Origin of the sequence: Microcystis panniformis FACHB-1757, assembly GCF_001264245.1 — a bacterium.
GTDB classification, from domain to species: Bacteria; Cyanobacteriota; Cyanobacteriia; order Cyanobacteriales; family Microcystaceae; genus Microcystis; species Microcystis panniformis.
Genome location: NZ_CP011339.1, coordinates 3703382 through 3725861, shown reverse-complemented (window position 1 = coordinate 3725861; position 22480 = coordinate 3703382). Strand labels below are relative to the sequence as shown.

24 protein-coding genes and 1 pseudogene are annotated in these 22480 nt (G+C 42.9%); 7 read left to right on the top strand and 18 right to left on the bottom strand.

Annotated features, from left to right (window positions below; all coding sequences use genetic code 11):
• Entirely contained in the window at positions 1 to 1758 is a 1758-nt protein-coding gene (gene dnaB / locus VL20_RS17950) for a replicative DNA helicase (protein ID WP_052277321.1), read from the bottom strand.
• 185 nt (positions 1759 to 1943) lie between these two features.
• Between dnaB and cobM the strand changes: the two genes are divergently transcribed.
• Positions 1944 to 2732 (top strand): precorrin-4 C(11)-methyltransferase, encoded by a 789-nt coding sequence (gene cobM, locus VL20_RS17945; protein ID WP_052277320.1) that lies wholly within the window; start codon positions 1944 to 1946, stop codon positions 2730 to 2732.
• Between the two features lie 365 nt (positions 2733 to 3097).
• Here cobM and VL20_RS17940 read toward each other — a convergent pair whose 3' ends face one another.
• The 11 genes from VL20_RS17940 to VL20_RS17905 form a co-directional block, all read right to left on the bottom strand.
• The gene (locus VL20_RS17940; protein WP_052277319.1) at positions 3098 to 3565 is read right to left on the bottom strand and encodes a TspO/MBR family protein; all 468 of its coding nucleotides are present in this window, start codon (positions 3563 to 3565) and stop codon (positions 3098 to 3100) included.
• A 9-nt stretch (positions 3566 to 3574) separates the two neighbouring features.
• Positions 3575 to 3916, bottom strand: a complete 342-nt coding sequence (locus VL20_RS17935) for a translation initiation factor (protein ID WP_052278505.1) — start codon at positions 3914 to 3916, stop codon at positions 3575 to 3577.
• Positions 3917 to 4078: 162 nt separating this feature from the next.
• Positions 4079 to 5611 (bottom strand): cryptochrome/photolyase family protein, encoded by a 1533-nt coding sequence (locus tag VL20_RS17930; RefSeq protein ID WP_052277318.1) that lies wholly within the window; start codon positions 5609 to 5611, stop codon positions 4079 to 4081.
• Between the two features lie 2 nt (positions 5612 to 5613).
• Positions 5614 to 5772 carry a hypothetical protein gene (locus VL20_RS31810; RefSeq protein WP_002776561.1) on the bottom strand — a complete coding sequence of 53 codons (159 nt, stop codon included), beginning with the start codon at positions 5770 to 5772 and terminating at the stop codon, positions 5614 to 5616.
• A gap of 18 nt (positions 5773 to 5790) precedes the next feature.
• The gene (locus tag VL20_RS29310) at positions 5791 to 6036 is read right to left on the bottom strand and encodes a hypothetical protein (protein WP_128575249.1); all 246 of its coding nucleotides are present in this window, start codon (positions 6034 to 6036) and stop codon (positions 5791 to 5793) included.
• The gene (locus tag VL20_RS17925) at positions 5988 to 7121 is read right to left on the bottom strand and encodes a HetZ-related protein 2 (protein WP_052277317.1); all 1134 of its coding nucleotides are present in this window, start codon (positions 7119 to 7121) and stop codon (positions 5988 to 5990) included. Before VL20_RS17925 ends, VL20_RS29310 begins: the two co-directional genes overlap by 49 nt.
• Before the next feature lie 493 nt (positions 7122 to 7614).
• Positions 7615 to 7836 carry a hypothetical protein gene (locus VL20_RS17920; RefSeq protein ID WP_002743699.1) on the bottom strand — a complete coding sequence of 74 codons (222 nt, stop codon included), beginning with the start codon at positions 7834 to 7836 and terminating at the stop codon, positions 7615 to 7617.
• Positions 7837 to 7864: 28 nt separating this feature from the next.
• Entirely contained in the window at positions 7865 to 7921 is a 57-nt protein-coding gene (locus VL20_RS29305) for a type II toxin-antitoxin system HigB family toxin (RefSeq protein ID WP_230401238.1), read from the bottom strand.
• Positions 7922 to 7961: 40 nt separating this feature from the next.
• Complete coding sequence (locus tag VL20_RS17915) at positions 7962 to 8171, bottom strand: type II toxin-antitoxin system HicB family antitoxin (RefSeq protein ID WP_002750184.1); 210 nt, start codon at positions 8169 to 8171, stop codon at positions 7962 to 7964.
• Between the two features lie 171 nt (positions 8172 to 8342).
• Positions 8343 to 9452 (bottom strand): iron-containing alcohol dehydrogenase family protein, encoded by a 1110-nt coding sequence (locus tag VL20_RS17910; RefSeq protein ID WP_052277316.1) that lies wholly within the window; start codon positions 9450 to 9452, stop codon positions 8343 to 8345.
• 19 nt (positions 9453 to 9471) lie between these two features.
• Complete coding sequence (locus VL20_RS17905) at positions 9472 to 10029, bottom strand: Ycf51 family protein (protein WP_002781770.1); 558 nt, start codon at positions 10027 to 10029, stop codon at positions 9472 to 9474.
• Between VL20_RS17905 and VL20_RS17900 the strand changes: the two genes are divergently transcribed.
• The 4 genes from VL20_RS17900 to queC all read left to right on the top strand — a co-directional run bounded on the left by VL20_RS17900 (position 10006) and on the right by queC (position 12248).
• Complete coding sequence (locus VL20_RS17900) at positions 10006 to 10623, top strand: 7-carboxy-7-deazaguanine synthase QueE (RefSeq protein ID WP_052277315.1); 618 nt, start codon at positions 10006 to 10008, stop codon at positions 10621 to 10623. The genes VL20_RS17905 and VL20_RS17900 overlap by 24 nt on opposite strands.
• 220 nt (positions 10624 to 10843) lie before the next feature.
• Positions 10844 to 11161 (top strand): hypothetical protein, encoded by a 318-nt coding sequence (locus VL20_RS17895; protein ID WP_046661710.1) that lies wholly within the window; start codon positions 10844 to 10846, stop codon positions 11159 to 11161.
• On the top strand, positions 11158 to 11520 hold the full coding sequence (locus VL20_RS17890) for an aspartyl protease (RefSeq protein WP_052277314.1): 363 nt from the start codon (positions 11158 to 11160) through the stop codon (positions 11518 to 11520). The genes VL20_RS17895 and VL20_RS17890 overlap by 4 nt, the downstream gene beginning before the upstream one ends.
• Positions 11520 to 12248, top strand: coding sequence for a 7-cyano-7-deazaguanine synthase QueC (queC, locus tag VL20_RS17885; RefSeq protein WP_052277313.1), 729 nt, complete (start codon positions 11520 to 11522; stop codon positions 12246 to 12248). The genes VL20_RS17890 and queC overlap by 1 nt, the downstream gene beginning before the upstream one ends.
• On the opposite strand, the gene VL20_RS17880 is transcribed toward queC, so the two are convergent.
• Positions 12237 to 12809 (bottom strand): manganese efflux pump MntP, encoded by a 573-nt coding sequence (locus tag VL20_RS17880; RefSeq protein ID WP_052277312.1) that lies wholly within the window; start codon positions 12807 to 12809, stop codon positions 12237 to 12239. The two genes, queC and VL20_RS17880, sit on opposite strands and share 12 nt — an antisense overlap.
• A 668-nt stretch (positions 12810 to 13477) precedes the next feature.
• Between VL20_RS17880 and VL20_RS17875 the strand changes: the two genes are divergently transcribed.
• Complete coding sequence (locus VL20_RS17875; protein WP_052277311.1) at positions 13478 to 14431, top strand: branched-chain amino acid ABC transporter permease; 954 nt, start codon at positions 13478 to 13480, stop codon at positions 14429 to 14431.
• Between the two features lie 565 nt (positions 14432 to 14996).
• On the opposite strand, the gene VL20_RS17870 is transcribed toward VL20_RS17875, so the two are convergent.
• Positions 14997 to 15305, bottom strand: coding sequence for a hypothetical protein (locus VL20_RS17870; RefSeq protein ID WP_249264871.1), 309 nt, complete (start codon positions 15303 to 15305; stop codon positions 14997 to 14999).
• A 644-nt stretch (positions 15306 to 15949) separates the two neighbouring features.
• Positions 15950 to 17137, bottom strand: coding sequence for an RNA-guided endonuclease InsQ/TnpB family protein (locus VL20_RS17865; RefSeq protein ID WP_052277309.1), 1188 nt, complete (start codon positions 17135 to 17137; stop codon positions 15950 to 15952).
• Positions 17138 to 17355: 218 nt separating this feature from the next.
• Between VL20_RS17865 and VL20_RS17860 the strand changes: the two genes are divergently transcribed.
• On the top strand, positions 17356 to 19743 hold the full coding sequence (locus tag VL20_RS17860) for an ATP-dependent Clp protease ATP-binding subunit (protein ID WP_052277308.1): 2388 nt from the start codon (positions 17356 to 17358) through the stop codon (positions 19741 to 19743).
• Between the two features lie 124 nt (positions 19744 to 19867).
• On the opposite strand, the pseudogene VL20_RS32945 reads toward VL20_RS17860, so the two are convergent.
• From VL20_RS32945 to lnt, 3 genes and pseudogenes are all read right to left on the bottom strand, one after another.
• Positions 19868 to 20063, bottom strand: a pseudogene (locus VL20_RS32945) (hypothetical protein).
• A 397-nt stretch (positions 20064 to 20460) separates the two neighbouring features.
• Positions 20461 to 20703, bottom strand: a complete 243-nt coding sequence (locus VL20_RS17855; RefSeq protein ID WP_052277307.1) for a hypothetical protein — start codon at positions 20701 to 20703, stop codon at positions 20461 to 20463.
• A gap of 60 nt (positions 20704 to 20763) precedes the next feature.
• The gene (lnt, locus tag VL20_RS17850; RefSeq protein ID WP_052277306.1) at positions 20764 to 22290 is read right to left on the bottom strand and encodes an apolipoprotein N-acyltransferase; all 1527 of its coding nucleotides are present in this window, start codon (positions 22288 to 22290) and stop codon (positions 20764 to 20766) included.
• Between the last annotated feature and the right edge of the window lie 190 nt (positions 22291 to 22480).

Here is a 22480-nt window from a genome sequence, read left to right as displayed (position 1 = left end):
TTAATAATTAGAGCGACTTTGTTTAAGATTAAGAAACTTGGTAAATTCTGGTTGAAAAAGTAGCTTAATTGTGCCGGTGGGACCGTTACGGTGTTTAGTAATAATTACTTCGGCCACACCTCGATCGGGACTATCGGGGTTATAATATTCATCTCGGTATAACATCATAATTAAATCCGCATCCTGTTCGATACTATTATGGACGATGATATTATTGGCAATAAAATTATGCAATTTATCTACTGTTAAATCATACACTTCTGTCTCTCCATCCGCTTGAATTGCCATAACTTCATCCCAATTAAACCTTAGGTCTGAATTACTCAGAGAGCGAGGTAAAGCGATATAATTACCGATATTTAATTCATCTAATCTTTGCCAACCGTGGACAGTCAAAAATTTATGATTGGCTGTAGCTCTAATCGTGCGACCTAAACGAGTTGTTAATCGAAAAACTGGCTTAAATCCTGTGGAAAAGACCTTAGTTACCAGTGCTTTTTCTAATTTCATTGTTTCCTCATTAAGAGCAAAAACCGTAAAATTAGAGCAATTAACTAACTGACAAATTGGCACTTTAGCACGAGGAGCGGCTAACTCAACTAAACTATCACCCGCTAAACATCCCGACTCGCGTAAATCGGACATCATCGGTCTTTTATTATTGCGAGATTCCACGGCGCGACTTAACTGAGAAAGAGCAATTACCGGAGCATGAATTTCTCTCGCTAAACCCTTAAGACTGCGGGTAATTTTAGAAAGTTCCTGAACACGATTATCACCTCCCCCTTCCATTAATTGCAGATAATCGATTAAAACTAATCCCATTTGCCCCTTTTTTTCTGCCTGTAAACGCCGCACTTGGGAACGCATTTGAATTACACTTAAATTGGCACTATCATCGATATATATGGGCAAATTTAATAACTTTTCTAGTCCCCCAAGAACCTTCTCTAAATCATTTTGTCCCAAACGGCCCGAGCGAATCCGATTACTTTCGATTTTAGCCTCATTCGATAACAAACGTTGGGCTAATTGTTCTTTAGACATCTCCAAACTAAAAACCGCCACAGGTAAATTCTGTTGAGCGATATTATAAGCAATATTAAGAGCAAAAGAAGTTTTTCCCATGGAAGGCCTACCGGCGATAATAACTAAATCCGAGGGTTGTAAACCACTGGTCATCGCATCGAGATCATAAAATTGAGTTTCGATACCGGGTAGAGTTGTCGTCTCCTGCATTTTCTCAATTTCGTTAAAAGTTTCGATTAAAGTATCCCCCAGAAAAATTAAACCCTCCTGGGGTCGTTTTTGGGTGAGACGAAAAATCTTTTGTTCCGATTCATCGAAAACATTTTCTAATTCTAGCGTCGTATCCCTGGCTAACTCAATAATTTCTCCCCCGGTGGAAATTAACTGACGACGCATATATTTATCCATCACTAATTCAGCATAGCGATCGATGTTAGCAGCCGAGACAGTGCGCTCAATTAATTGTAACAATCGCGGCATTCCCCCGATTTCTTCCAGCAGATGATTATCCTGTAACCAACTGCTAACCGTCATTAAATCCGTCGGTTTTCCCTTCCCTTGTAAAGCAAGTGCCGCACGATAAATATCTTGATGGGTTTTCACATAGAAAGCTTCTGGAATTAAAAAATCACTGATTCTACCTAACGCTTTTGGATCTAGTAAAATACCACCTAAGATAGATTCTTCCGCTTCAATATTTTGGGGGGGGAGGGATTGATCGCTAATCATTGTCAATGCTGACTGTGCTTTATCATTAATTATAGTCATTGACCCTAATTAAATACAAATGTTCAGGTTAATGATCGGGGTTGGGTTTTGGGGTTTTAGGGTTTTGGGGTTTTAGTTGAAATTTCCCCACTTCCCCACTTCCCCACTTCCCCACTTCCCCACACCCCTTGTAAACAGGATTTAGTATGACTTTAATGGACTCCTCTGCGCTCTCCCCGGCCGTTTACTTTATTGGTGCAGGACCCGGAGATCCGGAATTATTGACGGTAAAAGCCGATAAAATTCTCCAAAAAGCCGATGTTATCGTCTTTGCTGATTCCCTCGTCCCCAAACAGATTCTTGAGGATACTCGTCAAGATGCCGAGTTAATTCCCACCAGTAGCATCACCCTAGAAGAAATTATCCCTTTAATGATCGATCGCGTGCGTCGGGGTTTAGCGGTGGTGCGACTGCAATCGGGGGATTTAAGTCTCTATAGTGCCATCCAAGAACAAATTGAGCTTTTGACAGCAGCAGATATACCCTTTCAGCTAATCCCTGGAATTAGTGCCTTTCAAGGATTAGCGGCTAAATTGGCCCTAGAATTAACGATTCCGGAATTAGTCCAGACAATTATTCTAACCCGGGTGGAAGGAAAAGCCTCTCCCATGCCAGAAAGTGAAGAATTAGCCTCTTTAGCCGCTCATAAAGCCAGTTTATGCCTATATTTAGCCGCCCGTCACATTGACAAAGCCCAGGAAAAACTCCTACGATACTACTCACCAGAGCAACAGGTGGCCGTTTGTTTCCGTCTCGGTTGGCCCGACGAAAAAATCTGGGTTGTCCCCCTATCAGAGATGGCCCAACTAACCCATCGGGAAAATCTAACTAGAACTACCCTTTATCTTATTAGTCCCGCTTTAAACCAGATTACAGGAACTCGATCGCAACTTTATCACCCGCAACATTCCCATCTTTTCCGTCCTCGTACCTAGGTATTTTCTGGGAAATCTATCGAAAGAAACACTGGGTTTCTACCTAAAGTTAGATTTAAAGAGCGGCGATTTTGTTTACAATGGCAGTGGGAGGTAGGGCAATTTTAAAAACGTTTAAAATTAGTCTAACAATCCATGCACAGCTGCCCTATATGTTCGGGAATTACCCTTCGTCACCTTGTGGCTAGTCGTGCCTACTGGTATTGTCCTCACTGTCGTCAGGAGGTTCCTAACTTCCTTGATTGCTCCATTCCTCGCAGGGTAGAGCGAGTTAGAGCGGAAAAAACAGTCTAGATTTTTAAGTTGGTAGATGGCAATAAGACCTGTGGGATGTGTTAATTTTTAACCCATCCCACTTTATCTGTCTAGACATCCCGAGGATTGAGATGGCTCATTTCCCAAGTCACATAGGTACCGATCGGACTCCAGATCAGGTAAGGTAGGAGTAGGATGGCCGCCCAAGAAGAAACAGGGAAAACCAATAGTGCCAGAAGACAACCCAAGAAAAAACCCGTACCTCCGATAATCGTTCCCGCTTTGAGACTGCGTAGTTTACAGGTGACGGGAGTATAGGCAGTAATAGTCAATTCCACCAACAGATAAAAAGCCATCAAAAACCAGCGATTAGCCGGTTGAGCTTCCCAGACTAAATAAGCAGAAATTGCCCCACAAATATAGATAATTGTCCAGATAAGAGGGATTAATCTTTCAAAGGTTAACCAATCGGGACGACGCAATCGCGCAAACCAACGCACATCGCGAGAATTGAGTAATCCCCCAGCTAACGCTACCAAAAATCCGACGACACCGATAAGCAACCAAGAGGGAATCATCATTTTTAGCTATCCTCCGCTAATTTTGGCTTTGTAACCCGATTCAATGAGAATTTGTAGAATTTTTTGGCGATGATCTCCTTGGATCTCAATGGCATTTTCTTTAACTGTACCACCCGTTCCGCAAGCGGTTTTTAACTGTTTTAATAATTTCGTCAGAGTTTCGGTTTGGCATTGAAAACCTGTAACTATGGTAACGGTTTTTCCCGCCCGACCAGATCGGGAGGTTTGTACTCGCAAATTCTGCTGATTTGGGGGTAATTCAGGAATGGAACGCTCAAAAGCTTGAGAATTGCTTTTATCTCCAAATTCCTGATAGGCAATCCGTTTTTTTTCCTTTGATTTACTCATATAGCAATTATCATAGTGGGTTTTGGTTGTGGGGAAGTGGGGAAGTGGGGAAGTGGGGAGATGGGGAAGTTGTCTCATCACCCTATCACCCCAAAACCCTATCACCCTATCACCCTATCACCCTATCACCCTATCACCCTATCACCCCAAAACCCTATCACCCTATCTCCTCCTGACTCCTAAATCCTGACTACTGATAGCTCTTAATTGGTTGGACTGGGAGCGCATTTGATTAAGTTCAGCTGCCGACATTCGATCGAGATGACCTAAAATCATATTAACTCGACCTTGGGACTTTAATTTTTCTCGATGTCGTGCCAAAAAATCCCAGTAAAGAAAGTTAAAAGGACAGGCAAACTCCCCGACTCGTTCATTTTTTTTATACAGACAACCCCGACAATAATCACTCATTTTATCAATATAGTTGGCAGAGGAAGCGTAGGGTTTGGAGGCGAGAATTCCCCCATCGGCAAATTGTCCCATTCCCAGTACATTAGTCTGCATTACCCAATCGTAGGCATCGATAAAAACACTATGAAACCAGTTTTCAATCTCTTGGGGAGAGCAACCAAAAATTAAGGCAAAATTGCTCAAAATCATTAATCTTTGAATATGATGGGCATAACCAGTATTTTCCACCTGTGATAATACTTGTTTGAGGCAATTCATCTCGGTTTGATTACTATCCCAAAAGAAAGCCGGTAAGGGTTGTTGATGCTCAAACCAATTATGATTAGCGTAATCTTCTCCCAGATAATGATAAATTCCCTGCATATATTCCCGCCATCCCAACACCTGACGGATAAATCCTTCGATGCTATTTAGGGCTAAATTATCTTTTTTATAGGCAATTGCTGCCCCTTGAATCACTTCCAACGGCGTTAGTAATCCTAGATTAAGATAGGGAGATAATAGGGAATGCCAGAGGGTTTCTTCTCCCGTTATCATCGCATCTTGGTAGGGTCCAAAGTTGGGCAGACAATTAGTAATAAAATGCTCCAAAACCTGTAAAGCTTGTCTGCGGGTTACTGCCCAGCGAAAAGGTTTGATTTTTCCATATTTAGGAATATCTAAAGCTTCCACATCAGCGATAACCTGAAGGGTAATTTCATCGGGTTCAAACCAAAGAGGAGCAGCAGTTTTTAATCCATCCTTGGGCGGTTTGCGGTTTTGTTTATCAAAGTTCCATTGTCCTCCTATGGGTTGATTATTCTCCATTAAAATCTGCCATTTTTTGCGACTTTCTCGATAGAAATCCTCTAGTAATAGTCTTTTACGAGATTTAGCCCAATTATTAAAATCTGTCCTTGTCCAGAGAAAGTGATTATTATCAATTAGGGTTATAGCACAGTCTAAATTGAGATTTTTAATTAATCTAAGAAAAGGGCAATCATTAGGCATCATGATTTGTAATTCTTTAATGCCTAATTGCTTAATCCAAGCGGATAAAATCGGCTCAAAATCTTCAGCGACTTCGTAGGTGACAGACCATCCTAAAGTTTTTAATTCTTCGGCAAAATGACGCATCGCCGACCAGATTAAAACTAATTTTTGCTGATGATAGGGTCTTTGTCGAATATGATTGTGGGATTCAATTAAAATAACCGGCGTTTCCTGTGAATAGGCTTGATGATTAGCTAAGGCCGCTTGTCCTGTCCATAATTGATCCCCTAAAATCCAAATGCCAATGGTCATAATTATTTCATTGCCTCGACTATTCCGCCGTATTTTTTAGCCATAATATCCGCCATTTCCCGAGCAGAAAATTTACTGGCTTTGTCGATGCTGGGGGTAAATGTCCCCGTAGGGGTTAAATAATGGGTAAATACCCCGACTTTTTTGCTAATAATCCACATATTTCTTGAAGTCAAAAATCAAAAAGGGGATGGGGTGTGGGGTGTGGGGTGTGGGGTGTGGGGTGTGGGGAGTTTTCTCAGTGAAGTGATAACTGATAACTGATAACTGATAACTGATAACTGATAACTGATAACTGATAACTGATAACTGATAACTGATAACTGATAACTGATAACTGATAACTGATAACTGATAACTGATAACTGATAACTGATTAGGTTTTTGTCCTGAGACTTTGAGCGCTTAGATAAAGTTGCGTCCATTCTTTGACCACTTGTGTGCGTTTACAGTTTAATTCGCCAGCGATTTCCTCAAGGGTTTTACCCGCTTTTAAGCCATCGATAACGCTTTTACCCGTGGGAGAAAGACCGGCATAGAAACTTTGCCATTGACTGAGAGTTAAGCCAAAATTATGCTCTTTCGGGCTGATTTGTAACCATTCAGCGATTAATTCTGTCCCTTCATTGAGGGCAAAAACCTTAATCGCATGATAGCCAACTTTTTCCCGGAGACGATAAATCCGTTGGACGGGAATATTCATCGCCTTTGCGATCGCATCTTGGTTTTCGCCCCCTAGATAGAGGTTAAACCAAGTCACCGCCTCCCGACTAACATTTTCCTCTAGATACTTGGCAAAACTCTCTTGAACCTTTACCCGTTGAATTTGCGCTTCTTGGGAAGTGCGTTGATCTTCGTAGGTAGCGATCGCATTTTGATCCAGTAAACTTAAGCTATTTTCCCCCTCATCGCCACTAATTTCATCGGAGAGAATCCGGATCATTTCTTGCTGCGGCACGTTAGTAATACCGCTTCTCGATTGACGACGGAGATAATTAACAAAACGATAGGCTAACAGGGGTTGATTGCGGATCGGACGCAGAGCGTATTCCTCTAGGGTGGCTAACAGCAGCTGATCACGAGTAGCTTGATCGTTGGTACAACGAGCGATCCATGCTAACTGGGATTGCAGATAGCGATCGCTATTTAACATTTCTTGAATAATTTCTTGCAAGACATCGGCCACCGCTTGCCGACGATCGCGACTTAAGGAAACCCAAGTGCGAATTTTTTGCCGGAGAGTGACACAAGCACCGAGACGATCGATCAGGTTACGATAGGCGCGGGTGGGACTAACTTTGAGATAGCGTTGCCGTAAAATTTGCCAAAGATAGACTAATCCCCGTTTAGCGATTTCTAAATCTCTCTCATCTAAATTTTCCCAACGTTGGCTATCTTCACCGAGTAACCAATTGATAATGGTATCCCGTTGGCGATCGGTTAAGGAATCCTCTGTTTGAGAGAGGCGATCTTGCCATTGTTGCCTTAACTCGTCGATTATTGTCGTCATCGAAAAATTGAGTTCCAAACCCCGTCTTTTGAGGACGGCTTTAGTTTGAATATTAGCGCATTTACACGATATATGCTAAAACCTGAGCCATGGAGAAAGCCGATCGCACCGATTTTACCCAACCCCCGACTAGAACGAACTAATCAATTAAGTCTTTTGCCGGATAAGGATTTGGGGCGCACGCATCGCTTTCTAGGGTGCGTTTCCCTGAAAACATGACAATTTCGGCTCTTCGTTACTTGGTATGGTTCGATAGGGGGGCATAAATCGACTAAATCCTTATCTGGCAAAGGATTTAATTGATTAGTTCGCTCTAGATCGAAAATAATTGACAAAAATCGCTAAATGCCTTTCTATATAGGGGTTCCATCCCTTATAACCCCCGTTCATTGCATAACACAAACCGAAGAGCCACAATTTCAAGGTTAACCAATATTTGGGAACGCACCACCCCTACCATTCATGGATTTGATTGTGGACTGCCTGTTTTAATTTATAATTCGGGAACATTTTCCTGTTCATAATTTTCTATTAATATTCCCAAAATTTCCATTAAAGAAGCAAGAGGATGATTTTCATTTTCTCCTATTTCATCTATCAAATTATCTAACATAATTACTAATTGTTCATATTCTGATTCATTGCGAGGGATAAAGAGTATTTGCTTTAAGTTTGTCCAAGCTTGCCGTGTTTTCTCTATATCTATCGTCGGCATTTTTTTACTCCTTCCATTTATTTTTGTCCTATTCAGCATGAGTTAAAACTTCTCGAATATAAATTTTTTGTCGCTTGTAATGAATCGCCGCTATGAGTCTAATCTTATTTCCACCTTGGAACCCCCTAAGCTACATCTACATACTCACAGATCGACACTGATTCAGGAACAGTTAATCCATCTTCTTTTAAGCCTTCCAAATGAAAAATTATTGCCTCAGCAATTAATTGTTTAACTTCTTCTAATGTTTCTGCAACCGCAACACATCCGGGAAGATCGGGAACATAAGCACCGTAGCTATTTTCTCCTTTTTCAATAACAACTGCATATCGCATTATATTTTGTCCTCCTCAATTTGAGCTTGTCGCCATATATTTTTAAGAGTCCCAATAGGAACATCAACGCTGGATTTCGACCAACAAAGCAAAGATTTGAGCTATCACCACTACAATAAAATCACTACTCACCCGCAGCAGATAAAGCCATAAGTCCCGAAAATATTGCCCTTAATTAGCCTTAACTTTCTGCCCGACTGTATCGGCAGTGGTAGTAGAAACCATGGCCGCCATAACTTGTTCGGGGGAAACCGTAAAAGGTAAACGATGAATGTCCGAATTCGGCTGACAGGCAATTGCGGCCGCATGGCGCAATTGGGCAAGGGAAACATCTTTTAATCCTAAATCCTCTAGGGATTTCGGTAAACCAATTTGTTCATAAAACTGGATTAGTTGCCCCCGGGCCGATACTGCCAATTGATTGCCCAAAACTATTTCTTCTAGACGCAATTGGGCGAGAATGCCGTAGGCGACTTTTTCCCCGTGCAGGGCATGATGGCAAGCGGGAATATGGGTTAAACCATTATGAATTGCATGGGCGGCCACGGTACGACAATTAGCGCCCCCTAAACCACCAATTACTCCGGCTAATAAAACGGCGGCATCCACTACCTGTTTCCAGTCCTCCCCGCCGATATTTTCCAGAGCCTGCGGGGATTTTTGGAAAAGAATATCCCGCAAAACCCGGGCCTGTTGGACGGCAGCAATAATCAGGGTTTCTGTGGAATGACCGCTACTGACGGAAGCTTCGTACCATTTAGCGATCGCATCGCCAATACCAGCGATTAAGGTTCTTTTCGGGGCAGTTTGGATAATACCGTAATCGAGAATTAATAAATCCGGACAACGGGCTAGGGACAGATCGTAAAGAAACGCCCCTGCGTCGGAATAGACGTTAGATAGGGCTGTCCAAGCGGCACAGGTAGCGGCGGAGGTGGGAATCGTGGCGATCGGCAAATGGCACTGATGGGCGAGTAATTTGGCCGTATCGAGGGCTTTGCCGCCACCCACACCGATGATAAAATCTGCCTCATGACTCTTGACAGATGCCTTTAAATATGCTAGGGAATTTTCCGAACAATCGGGGGCGTAACTGTGATAGCTAGGAGTGAGATTTTTCAGGGGAGATGACAAAAAAGCTAAATTGCGATCGCCGCCCACCACGAGGGGACGCTTGCCCAAATCCCCTAACTTGCCGGTGGATTCTTCTAGGGCATTGTCACCCCGAATCACTTGTGCGGGGGCGATTAACAGGGGCAAAACAGCGACAGCATTGGACATTTTTTGACAACCTCAAGGATTATTGGCTAATTTTAGCGAAACTTTCGGGAAAAAGCTGTAGTTCAGGAGTATTATCCCCCGGGGCGGAGAAGGATTTTTTAATCTGTCCCAGGTACAAAGGAGCAGATAAACCGGGCTGAGGATGAACGAGAGTGCGAGCGCTAATGATAAATTGATTATTACCGCCAGCACCGGCGCGACCGGAGGAAAACAAGTCACTAGCGGCTTGTTTTAGGGTTGCTTCCACCTGCTCGGGAGTAACAGTATTGGGCAGGGAGATAACAGCTTGATTTGCTCCGTTATCATAGACAAGGGAGAATCTCACCGCTCCCGGAATTTCGGTACGGGTAAATAATCCTAACCCAAGACCGAAAATCCCCACCGTCAACACAGCCATAAAGCTAGTGACACCGACGAGACGAAAGCGGATTCCCCAACCGACGAGAAAAGCGATAATCGTGAGTACCAAAAAAACCAGCGTGGCAATACCAGACCATTGGGTGTATTTGGCGAAGTTTAGGGGAATGTCCATATTTTCTATAATACTGATTCTATGAAAACGGTTAGCATAAACCATTGTACCTATCCTGTGGTCGAAACTTTCCATTCCGTCCAGGGCGAGGGCTTTTGGACGGGAAGCAATGCTTTTTTCCTCCGTTTAGGAGGTTGCGATGTCTATTGTCCCTGGTGCGACCAAAAAGAGTCTTGGAATGCCCACCGTTATCCCCAACAATCCCTGGGGGAATTGGTAGAGATGGCAAAAGGGGCTAACCCCGCTATGGTGGTGATTACCGGGGGTGAACCTTTAATGCACAATCTTGATCCTTTGACCAAGGAATTAAAAAATCAGGGTTTACGGGTACATTTAGAAACTTCTGGCGCTCATCCTTTTACTGGGGTTTTTGATTGGGTGACTTTTTCTCCTAAAACTTATAAAATGCCCGATCCTAGTATTTATGCACGGGTAAATGAGTTAAAAATTGTCGTGGCTAATCCAGAAGATTTAGACTGGGCAGCTATGCAGGAAAGTAAGTTATCGGAAGGGGTGATCAAATATCTACAACCCGAATGGAATACAGTAGAAAGCAAAGAGTTAGTCTTTAATTATGTTCTCCGACATCCCCAATGGCGTCTCAGTCTCCAAACCCATAAGTTTTTAGGAGTCCGCTAGTCAGTTATCAGTTATCAGTTATCAGTTATCAGTTATCAGTTATCAGTTATCAGTTATCAGCTTTTTTCTCCTTCCTCCCATCTCCCCCCGCAACGCGCACGAAGTGGTCTCCCCACTCCCCCATCTCCCCACTCCCCCCCGCAACGCGCACGAAGTGGTCTCCCCATCTCCCCAATTCATAATTCCCAACCCCTAATTGACTAACAAGAGGTTAAATACTATGTCTAACAACAATTCTGAACGAGTAGTGCGTCGTGGTCGAGTTTTTCCGGAGATTCAATCTACCGAGGAAGAAAAGGCCAAACATCGCGCCCGACAATTAGAATTTTATCATCGTTGTTGGCCGATTTTTCAGAGTTTACAGCCCCGGTTAATGAAACATTATTATGGTTGGTACATTGCGATCGAACCCGATAGCGGCGATTATTTTATCGATCCCGACAAAGAAGTGGCCAGTAAAAAAGCAAGGGCAAAATATCCCGACAAAATCCATCATATCTTTGGCATTAATGAAACTGGAGTTAGTGGCAGAATATGATGGAAGGGAGATTTGGAGAAAATGGTCAAATTTATTTTGATATCGATTTAGTCAGCCCTAATGGTCTGGTGTTACCTGTAGAAGCTATGCTAGATACTGGTTTCACGGAGTTTTGTGTTATGAATGACCAAGATGCTCGCAGTCTTGAATGGCCATTTTTAAACCAAGATAAGTTACGCACTGCCCAAGGAGAAGCATTTTTTGATATATATTTAGGCAGAGTAAGAATTGATGGTCAGGAATACGAAATTCCCGTCTTTGCAGGGGAGGCAATTCAGGAGATTTTGTTAGGTTCCCAGTGGCTCAAACAATTTATCTTAGTAGCTAATTATCAACAAACACAGGTGACATTAGGATAATGACAAAAAAGGCGATTATTTTACTTTCTGGGGGATTAGATTCAGCGACAACAGCAGCGATCGCTTTAGCTGCTGGTTATCAATTAATCGCCCTTTCCTTTCGTTATGGACAAAGACACGAGCGGGAATTAGCAGCGGCGAAAAAAATTGCTAATTTCCTCGATATTAAAGAACATCATCTGATCGAAGTCAATCTATCTTTGTGGGGAGGTTCCGCTTTAACGGATCAATCTATTGCTATTCCCCAAGAGGGAATTAACCCGAATATTATCCCGATTACCTATGTGCCGGGGAGAAATACAGTTTTTATTTCGATCGCTCTTTCTTTAGCAGAAGCAAGGGAAGCGGAGGCGATATATTTAGGAATTAATGCGGTGGATTATTCCGGTTATCCCGATTGTCGTCCCCAGTATTTAGAGGCCTTTCAAACTTTAGCTAATTTATCATCGAAAGCGGGTTTAGAAGGGAAAGCACCCCAATTAATTGCCCCTTTGGTGATGGATAGTAAGGTAGATATCGTCCGTCGTGCCGTTAGTTTAGGGGTTCCCATTGCTGATACTTGGTCTTGTTATCAAGGAGAAGTTGAACCCTGCGGTTTATGCGATTCCTGTCGCATCAGAGATCAGGCTTTAATTGAGGCCGGTTATCCCGAATTAGCCACTCCCCTGTTGAAACAGTCGGGGAAAATAGGGAGGATAGTGAAAAATGGAGATAATCTAGGCAATTAAATGTTCAATAAGGATTTTACTGCCGATTAATATTAAAACTAAACCGCCGAGAATTTCCACCTTTTGGCTAAATAAATTACCGAATTTATGCCCGATAAAAACAGCTATAAAACATAAAGCAAAGGTAATAGAACCGATGACAGTGCAAGCTAAAAGTAAGGGAGTTTTAATCATCGATAAACCCAAACCAACTACTAAAGCATCGATGCTAGTAGCGATCGCTAATCCGATTAAAGTATAGGAATCTAGAGGATTAAATTTTTTTTCCTCGTCATCATTTTGAACAGCTTCGTAGATCATTTTACTGCCGATCGCCCCTAAAATAATAAAAGCGATCCAGTGGTCAAAAGAGGCGAGGAAATCGCGACAAGTTAGACCAATACCCCAACCGATCATCGGCATAATCGCTTGAAATCCCCCAAAAAACAAAGCAATTTTCAAAGCCTTATTAACATGAATATGACGAATCATCAGGCCACTGGTCAGAGAAACGGCCACGGCATCGGCGGCTAATCCCACGGCTACAAAGGAAATGGTGAAAAGTTCGAGTGAAGTAAACATCTATATTTGTTTATCCTTATAATTTCCCCTTATCTTAACTAATTTTTCCCCAAAAAACTTTCATATTTATCTCATGATCCTCTCATTTATCTATCATTTCTCTAACCTAAGTAGGTAGGCGTTAAAAGTTGTCAGATCCCCCCGCCTATCGGCACCCCCCTTATCAAGGGGGGCAGGGGGGATCGAACCTAAAATCCATTTTTAATTTAATTATAACCAGCTACTTAATTAGTGAGAGGATCGAATTGAAAACGTTTAAAAGCATATTACTGGTTCCTCACCGATCGCCTGCACCTGATCGATCGCTTCTGGGGTAAAACTGATGATATCCTCAGCTTATAGGACTTTTGCGCCCGCTACTGCGATTTTATCAGGAAATTCAGCCGTAGGAGTCCGACTAACCGGTTTTCGGAGTTAACCAACCAATGCTGCTGTTTCATAAATTCCCCCGAATTTTTTCCCAGACAAAGTTAAGGAAGATACCTTTTTCCCATCATCGATCATCCCATCTGCTTTTAAGGTGGCTAACGCTACCATATAGGAAAAGTGCCAAGTAAAAAATCATGATAATTTCGAGAATTACCGGAGAATGAGGTGGGAGAGAACGGTGATAAAATTAGCTAATTGACTCCCCTAACTTAAACACCCCATAACCGCTCACCGAAAACATGGCTGACTTTTTTAACACCTATGGTTTTTTAATTGTTTCAATGATATTTGGAGCCAGCTTAGGCCTTTCAGTTTATCTGCCCTTAATGGCCGGTCAATTATCCTTAGCAACCCCCGGTTTTTACGCTTTAGGTGGTTATGTGGCTGCCATTCTTTCCACGAAAGTTTTTACTAATACCGGTAGCAATTATCCCCTGGCTTTGGTCTTTTTAGAAATGTTAATTGCTGGCATTATTGCGGGAATATTAGCCATAGTTTTAGGTATTCCTGTTCTCCGTTTGCGAGGTATTTATTTAGCTATTGCCACGATCGCTTGGGTAGAAATTTTGAGAATTATTGCCCTTAATCTCGAGATAACCGGCGGTGCGGTCGGTATTTTTGCCATTCCCCAACCTTTCACCACTCAATTAGCCTACCTTTGGCTGGCTTTGCCCCTCTTATTCCTAACTATGCTGTTTCTCTACCGGTTAGAAAACATCAAAATTGGTCGGGCATTTAATGCCATTCGTGCCGATGAATTGGCCGCTGCGTCCATGGGAATTAATCCCACCTATCACAAAGTTTTATCCTTCACTTTCGGGGCGGTTTTAGCGGCAGTTGTGGGAGCGGTAAGCGCCCATTTTCTCAATACTTGGAATTCTCGTCAGGGAACTTTTGATGCCAGTATTATTTTCTTGGCTTTCGTTTTAATTGGTGGTTCAAGAACTTTTGTCGGGCCGGTGGTGGGAGGCATTGTTTTAACTGCTTTGCCCGAAGTTTTACGCGCCCTCGGTGGCGTGAATGGTTTACCAATTTGGTTAGGTAATTTCTTGCGCGATGGTCGTTTGATTATTTTTGGAATTTTAATTGTTTTGGGAACTATTTTTTATCCCCAAGGCTTAATTACACCTGAATTAATCAAAAAACTAATGCCTTTTAAAAGACGTTCCTCTCTTAGTCAAGTTGATTCCTAATTACAGTGATCAGTGATCAGTTATCAGTGATCACTGATCAGATTTTAGTTTTCAGGTAATTGATTACTGTTTACTGTTCACAGCAAAAAACTCCCCAGTCCCTACTCCTGTCTCCTAACCCACCCTGCTGATACGGATATCCCCCTTCCGGCTAATGTAAAGAAAACGTTACAGCCGTAGGTTGGGTTGAGCTATTATTATTGAGCAGGTATTACCAATCGGCTCAAAAGGCGAAACCCAACCAAGATTGTGAAAATATTCCAGGAAGTTGTTGGGTTTCCTTGGGTCAACCCAACCTACGAGTTTTACTGAATGAAGGGGCATTTATGGTATTTTTAGAAACAATTTAGCCAGCTTTTGTGGTTTCTTTTTCGGTAGATTGGGAAGGTTTTAGTTTGCGTTTGAAGAAAATACCATACAAGATCATGTTATCGCACTAAGGGAAAATTTTATAAATTTCTTGGCGATGAGCAACTCGTTGATAGATAATGGTTTGATGATTTGACCTCTCCCCCAACCCCTCTGGGAGCAGGAGAGGGGAGTTAGTCTGGATTCATTGGTAGCCTTATTCGTCTTCGTTTCTTAAAGGTATAATTCCTTTAAGAATCTTTCCTCTAATAATCAAATAGGCAGGAAAACAATACACCCAAAGTAGAAATACAAACAAAAAAACTGACCATGAATTACCAAATGATGGTACGAATGATCCTGTAATTTTATACTTATGAAGTTCTATTCTATGGGAATCAATTGCTGCCCAAAGTGCTGTCACTAAGACAACTCCACCCATGATAGAAATTCCTGTAATCTTGTCAAGACCAATGACAACAACCAAAATCAACAATGTTAGTAAAAGTGAATTTCTCCAACCCATAATGAATATTAATCTTTTTAGTAGTGTTTCTATCGAATCGAGATAGACTCGCGCATCCTTGCCCATGCCATTGTTGAAATTGCGGGTAGTGCGATCGCTTCTTCGTAGCTAGGTAAAGCAACACCCCAACCCAACACCAAAGGGAGATAGCGGAAGCATACACACTACCCCCACAACTGTAGCAAAAGTTACAATTTAATAAATCTTTATATTCTTCTCCCTAGCTTAGGGATTCACAGGGGAAAGAGTTTCAGGTATTTTCCCCTGTTTTACTGCTTCTCAGGCGACCTATCGCCTTCCGTGAGGGATTGTGGCGCGGTGTGTCAGATTCGGTAATAGGGTTCAAAATTTCGCTAACCGCTACTTGAGCCATAGCGTTTTCCCTTAAGCAGAATTCACGCCGCCTCCAGTTCATAATGCAATACCAGAAGCTCATCAGAGCAACTCGATTCGCAATTGGCGGCCTATCACAGAAGCCGCCCCTCGGCTGATGTAAAAGATGACCCGTGCGATGCGCCCGCCAGTAGGGGCAATTCATGAATTGCCCCTACTCCCCACCTTCTGTTGTCTTTGTCCTCTAGTGTTATCAGAGTGATAAATTCTTGACATCCTCACCGCCGTAAACGGACGGTGATTCCCAAACCTCACGATTTAGGTTTCTGCTTCTTTCCCTTGCGGGGTTCCGCACCTGCCTGAACAGATTTACTCTGTTCTGGTCTTATGGTCGCTCTACAGACTGACACCGCAAGCCCTGCGGCCAAAATATTTTTACTCGCGTTAATATCTCGGTCATGGTGAGTCCCACAGTCTGGACAGTCCCATTCTCGAATATTTAACGGCATTTTTTCAGCAATATACCCGCAATTACTACATCTTTTAGAGCTAGGAAACCATCTATCTATTTCGATGTAATTTCTCCCATACCAACGGCATTTATAGGCTAATTGTCGGGTGATTTCTCCCCAGCTTACATCAGATATTGCCTGAGATAATTTCGGGTTTTTGACCATATTCTTAACGGCTAAATTCTCAACCACAATCGTTTGGTTTTCACGAACTAATTGAGTGGTTAGCTTATGTAAATGGTCTTTTCTACTATCGGTGATTTGAGCGTGAATCCTTGCTACTTTGATTTTTGCCTTTTCCCGATTTTTTGACCCTTTCTGTTTTCTAGAAAGATTTTTCGCTGCTCTTCGCAGTCTCCGATAATGGTTTTTAAAATGCTTGGGATTAGACACTTTATCGCCATCGCTGGTAATCACAAGGCTACTAATTCCTAAGTCAATTCCGATGGCTTTATCTGTTACTGGTAATGGCTTAATTGTTGGGTCATCAAATCTAATTGAGATATGCCAACGTCCAGAAGGATGTAATCTGACTGTTACTGTACTTGGTTCACAGCTTTCTGGTATTTGTCTTGACCATCGAATAGGTAAAGGTTCTGTGCATTTAGCTAAATAGATTTGTTTGTCTTTAAATTTAAAAGCAGACTTAGTAAATTCGGCACTTCCTCCCTGATGTTTTTTCTTAAAGTTAGGATACTTAGTACGACCAGCAAAGAAATTGGTAAAAGCTGTTTGTAGGTGTCTTAACCCTTGTTGTAAAGGTACACAGCTAACTTCGTTTAAAAACTCTAATTCTTCTTGTTTTTTCCAATCGGTTAGCATTGAAGAAGTTTCAGTATATCCTACTCTTTCTTGTCTTTCGTACCAAGCTTGTGTTCTGAGATGGAGAGCTTTATTGTCAACCAATCTTACACAGCCCAAAGTGCGCCGCAATAGCGACTCTTGTTCGGGTGTGGGGTAAAATCGGTAATAATAGGCTTTTTCCATACCTCACATTCTAGAATATATCGTGTAAATGCGCTAGTATTTAACAGTAAAGCCGTCGTAGAACGACGGGGTTTCAGACCCAAATTTTCGATGAATTGCCCCTACTCCCCACTCCTATCTCCTAACCCACCCTGCTGATACGGATATCCCCCTTCCGGCTAATGTAAAGAAAACGTTACAGTAACAGGTAAAGCCCAGTAGCCAGGAAGCCGTCGATCATGTTTGAATACTTTAACCAAAAAGCTATCAAAGCGGTGATGTTCGCCCAAGAAGAAGCCCGTCGTACCGGTCACAGTGTCGTCGGTACGGAGCATTTACTGTTAGGATTGATAGGAGAAGCCACCGCCGCCGCAGCCTTAATTCTCAAGGATTTAAAAGTCACCCTGCACGAAAGTCGCCGCGTGATTGAAGGAATGACTGGCCGCGGCACGGGTTACAGTCCCGTTAATATCCCTTTTACCCCGAAAGCGAAAAAGATGTTCGAGCAAGCATTTCAGGAAGCTCGACAATTGGGGGAACAGGCGATCGCACCTGAACATCTATTACTCGCTATCACCACCGATCCCGAATCCCTAGCCGCTAAAATTTTAATTATGCAGGGTGTTGATTTGATCAAACTTCGCGCCCTTTTACTGAAAAATGCTGGGGAAAAAGTCGCTAGTGGTCGCTTCACGGCAAGCAGTGACTATGAAGACCAGAAAAATGCTCCCCAAGGCGGTATTTTAGCCCAATATAGTCGTAATTTAAGCCAAGAGGTCAAAAATGGCAAAATTGACCCTGTAATCGGTAGAGAGCCAGAAATCCAGCGAGTTATCCAAATTTTAGGCCGTCGCGGCAAGAATAACCCGATTTTACTCGGTGCGCCGGGGGTGGGCAAAACTGCGATCGCTGAAGGGTTAGCACAACGCATCTATAATGGCGATATTCCCGAACTTTTGCGGGATAAACAGGTAATTGCCCTCGATATGGGGTCTTTACTGGCGGGAACCCGTTTTCGCGGCGATTTTGAGGAACGTTTAAAGGGTATTGTGGAGGAAGTTCGCAAATCGGGCAGTATTATCCTGTTTATTGATGAAATTCACACTCTTGTGGGTGCTGGTAGCATGGGAGGAGCCATGGATGCTTCTAACTTGCTTAAACCTGCTTTAGCTCGCGGCGAGTTACAGTGTTTAGGGGCCACCACTCTCGATGAGTATAAACAGCATATTGAGCGAGATGCGGCTCTAGAAAGACGTTTTCAGCCAGTTATGGTGGGAGAACCGACTAAAGAGCAAGCGATCGAGATTTTACGCGGTTTAAAAGCCACCTACGAGGATTTCCATCAGGTAAAATACGATCAAAAAGCGATCGAAGCTGCCGTTAATCTATCCTCTCGCTATATCAATGATCGCTTTTTACCGGACAAAGCGATCGATCTTCTCGATGAAGCGGGATCCCGCACCCATCTACGCTATTCCCTGCAAAGTAAAAGTCCTGCGGAGGTTAGCGAAGAATCACCCCTAATTAACCCCGAATCTTTAATTCCGGTGGTGGATGCGGAGGAAATCGCCCAAATTGTCGCCGCTTGGACAGGTATTCCCGTTACCCAATTAACTGAAACTGAGTCGGAATCGCTCTTAAATCTGGAATATCAACTGCATGAGCGGATTATTGGTCAACAGGAGGCAGTAAATGCCGTTTCTCGTGCTATTCGTCGAGCGCGAGTAAATTTAAAGAATCCTAATCGTCCGATTGCCTCGTTTATTTTTGCCGGTCCCACGGGAGTGGGTAAAACTGAATTAACGAAAGCCTTAGCTAAGTTGCTCTTTGGCTCGGAATCCAGTATGATTCGCCTAGATATGTCGGAATTTATGGAATCCCACACGGTTTCTAAGTTAATTGGTGCGCCTCCCGGATACATCGGTTACAATGAAGGTGGTCAGTTAACGGAAGCTGTGCGTCGTCAACCCTATAAAGTAGTTTTGTTTGACGAAATCGAGAAAGCACATCCCGATGTTTTTAATCTTCTCCTGCAACTGTTAGAAGATGGTCGTTTGACCGATTCCCAAGGTCGTCGGGTGGACTTTAAGAATACCCTAATTATCATGACCTCGAATATTGGCTCAAAAGTCATCGAAAAAGGCGGTAATAGCTTAGGATTCGAGATGGCTGACGATTTTGCTCAATCGCGTTACCAACAGATTTCTAGTCGGGTGACAGACGAGTTAAAACAATATTTCCGTCCCGAATTTCTCAACCGTCTCGATGAAATTATCGTTTTCCGACAGTTAACTCGCGAAGAAGTTACCCAGATTGCTGATATTCTTATCGCGGATCTAGGCAAACAATTGACAGAAAAAGGCATTTCTGTGGAAGTTACCGCCGCTTTTAAGGATTTGGTCATCAATGAGGGTTATGATCCTAGCTACGGTGCGCGGCCTTTACGTCGTGCTTTAACTCGACGCTTAGAGGATAGTTTAGCCGAGGCGATGTTATCGGGAAAAGTCAATTCTGGAGACCATGCGCTATTAGATGTAACTGCTGAAACCGTGGTGACAGTCTCTAGTCATCAGCGCTCCGAGCAGAACAATATTCTCTCGCAATTACAGTTACAACCAGTGGGTTAATCCGCTCAAAAATTGCTTTTTTTCGGGGTTGAAAAATGTTCAACCCCGATTTTTATCATCTAAGTAGGGTTTGCGGCAAAAAGTTTATTGGTGGGGTTAGGAGTCGGTCGTCAGGAGACAGGAGTTAGGAGATAGGAGATAGGAGATTATGGTTCTTCGTTACTTGGTATGGTTCGATAGGGGGGCATAAATCGACTAAATCCTTATCTGGCAAGAGACTTAATTGATTAGTTCGCTCTAGATCGCAAACAATTGACAAAAATTGCGGTAATGTCTGTCTCTATAAGGGTTTCATTCCTTATAACCCCCATCCATTGCATAACACAAACCGAAGAGCCGAGATTATTTTATTTATTCTCCCCACTACCCCACTCCCCACACCCTCTTTCAAGTCAGTCCCGATGCCAAAGTTGGCACCGCCAAGGATGAAAATATTGGGATTATTTTTCCTAAGTAGGTAGGCGTTAAAAATTATGGCTCTTCGGGACTTGGTATGGTTCGATATGGGGGCATAAATCGACTAAATCCTTATCTGGCAAGAGATTTAATTGATTAGTTCGCTCTAGAAAAAAACAATTAACAAAAATTGCGGTAATGTCTGTCTCTATAAGGGTTTCATTCCTTATAACCCCCATCCATTGCATAACACAAACCGAAGAGCCAAAATTATCAGATACCCCCTTATCAAGGGTAGGGTTGATTCATGAATCAACCCTACTATTTAGGGGACAAGCGTTCTTGAATTTGATTAATTGCCCAGCTTAAAATCGCCCCCGCAATTAAAATACTAATAGCAGGATTGAATAAGGGCAGCCAAAGACGCTGAAAAAGTTTAAATCCTAGGGGAATTCCTGTGGATTCACCGATAACAGCCACGGCAAACCAGAGAAAACCCGCTATTACCAAAAACACATCAAATATTAAGATTCTATTCAACCACTTGACAAATTGATCTTTCATTGCATCAAAAACTTAGGTTATTTATACAGTTTATTCACGAAAAAGTATAGCACTGTCACCTTAATCCCAAGCTCTCCAGAGCCAAGCTAGTCCGGCAGTAATGATTAAAACTTTAGTTAACCAATCTCCCCAGCGCACATATAAAGTTCTCGTATCCCGTCGATAAATTGTTTCGCTATGGATTTGATATCTATCCAGATCCGATAGCCAAAGCTGATTACCGTGGGGATCGACAAAAGCAGAATAACCTGTATTGGTGGCCCGGGCCATCCATCGATCGGTTTCGATCGCTCGCATGGTATCCTGAGCATGGTGTTGAGCGGGCATGGCGTGGCTATAATGGGCGTTATTAGAAGCAGTAATAATAAATTCGCCTCCTCTAGCAGTTTGACGGCGAAAATGTTCGGAAAAAGCCGATTCGTAACAAATGCCCACAATGATTTTACCGAAAGGACTGTCAATAATTTGAGCGGCATCTCCCGGGATTAAGTGCGCTTGCAAGGGAGAAAGGCGATCAACAATTCCGCCCAAAATTTCCTGAAAAGGAACGTATTCGCCTAAAGGCACGAGAATTACTTTATCATACCGACTAATCACCTGTCCCTCGCCATCAATGGTCAAGAGACTATTGTTATAACCCTTGTCCACCTTGCCAAATGCACCCAACCAGATCGGCGTTTTTTTGGCTAAAATTGCCGAATAAATCGAGCTATTATTGACTAAGTTCTCCCAATAGTAGGGTAAGGCGGTTTCAGGAGTTAAGACGGTATCTACTCCTTGATCGGCGAGAATTTGATAACCAGAGGTGTAACCTTCGATCGCCCTTTGAAATCCTAGGGGCGAAAGTTTAATCGTGTTGGGAATATTGCCCTGAATTACGCCAATTTTTATCCCTAAATCCCTTGACTTTTCGATCGGTTTATGGTATAGGTTCCATCCCCAGAGATGGAGGCTAAAACAAATAAGCAGGGGTAAAGAGAGAAAAGCGAGATTTTGCCGCGATTGACGGATTAGGAGCAAGCTTTCGGCGATTAAACCGTTAACTGCCACAATTGCCGCCGTTACCGTCGTAAAACCCGATAATTTGCCCAATTGCAGAATCAATAAATTATGGGGACTTTGACTATAAGCAAGGGTAGTCCACCAGAGAGGGGATTGACTCCAGAGAGATTCTAACCCACACCAGAGGGCAGTGCCGATGAAAACCCGTAGGAGAGCATCCCGAAAAGATGACTGATTAACACTTTTGTTGACATAAAACATAACTAACGTCCAAGTTAGCACGATCGCCGTTCCCCAAAAAGTGATAAACAACCAACAAAATAGGGCAATTAACAAACTCGCTAACCAGGGGACACCCATCCACGTCATCGGGTGAATTCCCGTGATCCAGAATAAAGCGAGGCCATGGTAGGCAAAACCCCAGCCAAAACCGTATAAAAGCTGTTTTTTTAGGGATTTTTCCGCTAATCTCACAATAATCCACAGGGGGACGAGAGAAATCCAAGCGAGTAACCACCAAGAAACTGGCGCCACTGTTAACCCCATCCCCACACCGGCCAAAATTGCCCAGAGAAAACGCACCATCTTTCACTCCAGTCAGGTTAAACTCCTCTGACCTACTAGATCAGAGTAGCTAGAGGGAAGACAAAAAACAAGAGACACACAGAAGTTTTGGCTACATCTACAATAGATCAGTTAGCGAGTAAAAAAGCCCCTCGATCAGATGCTAAGTAGGGAGGCACAATTATTTGTAGGATGGGTTAGCGGTAGCGTA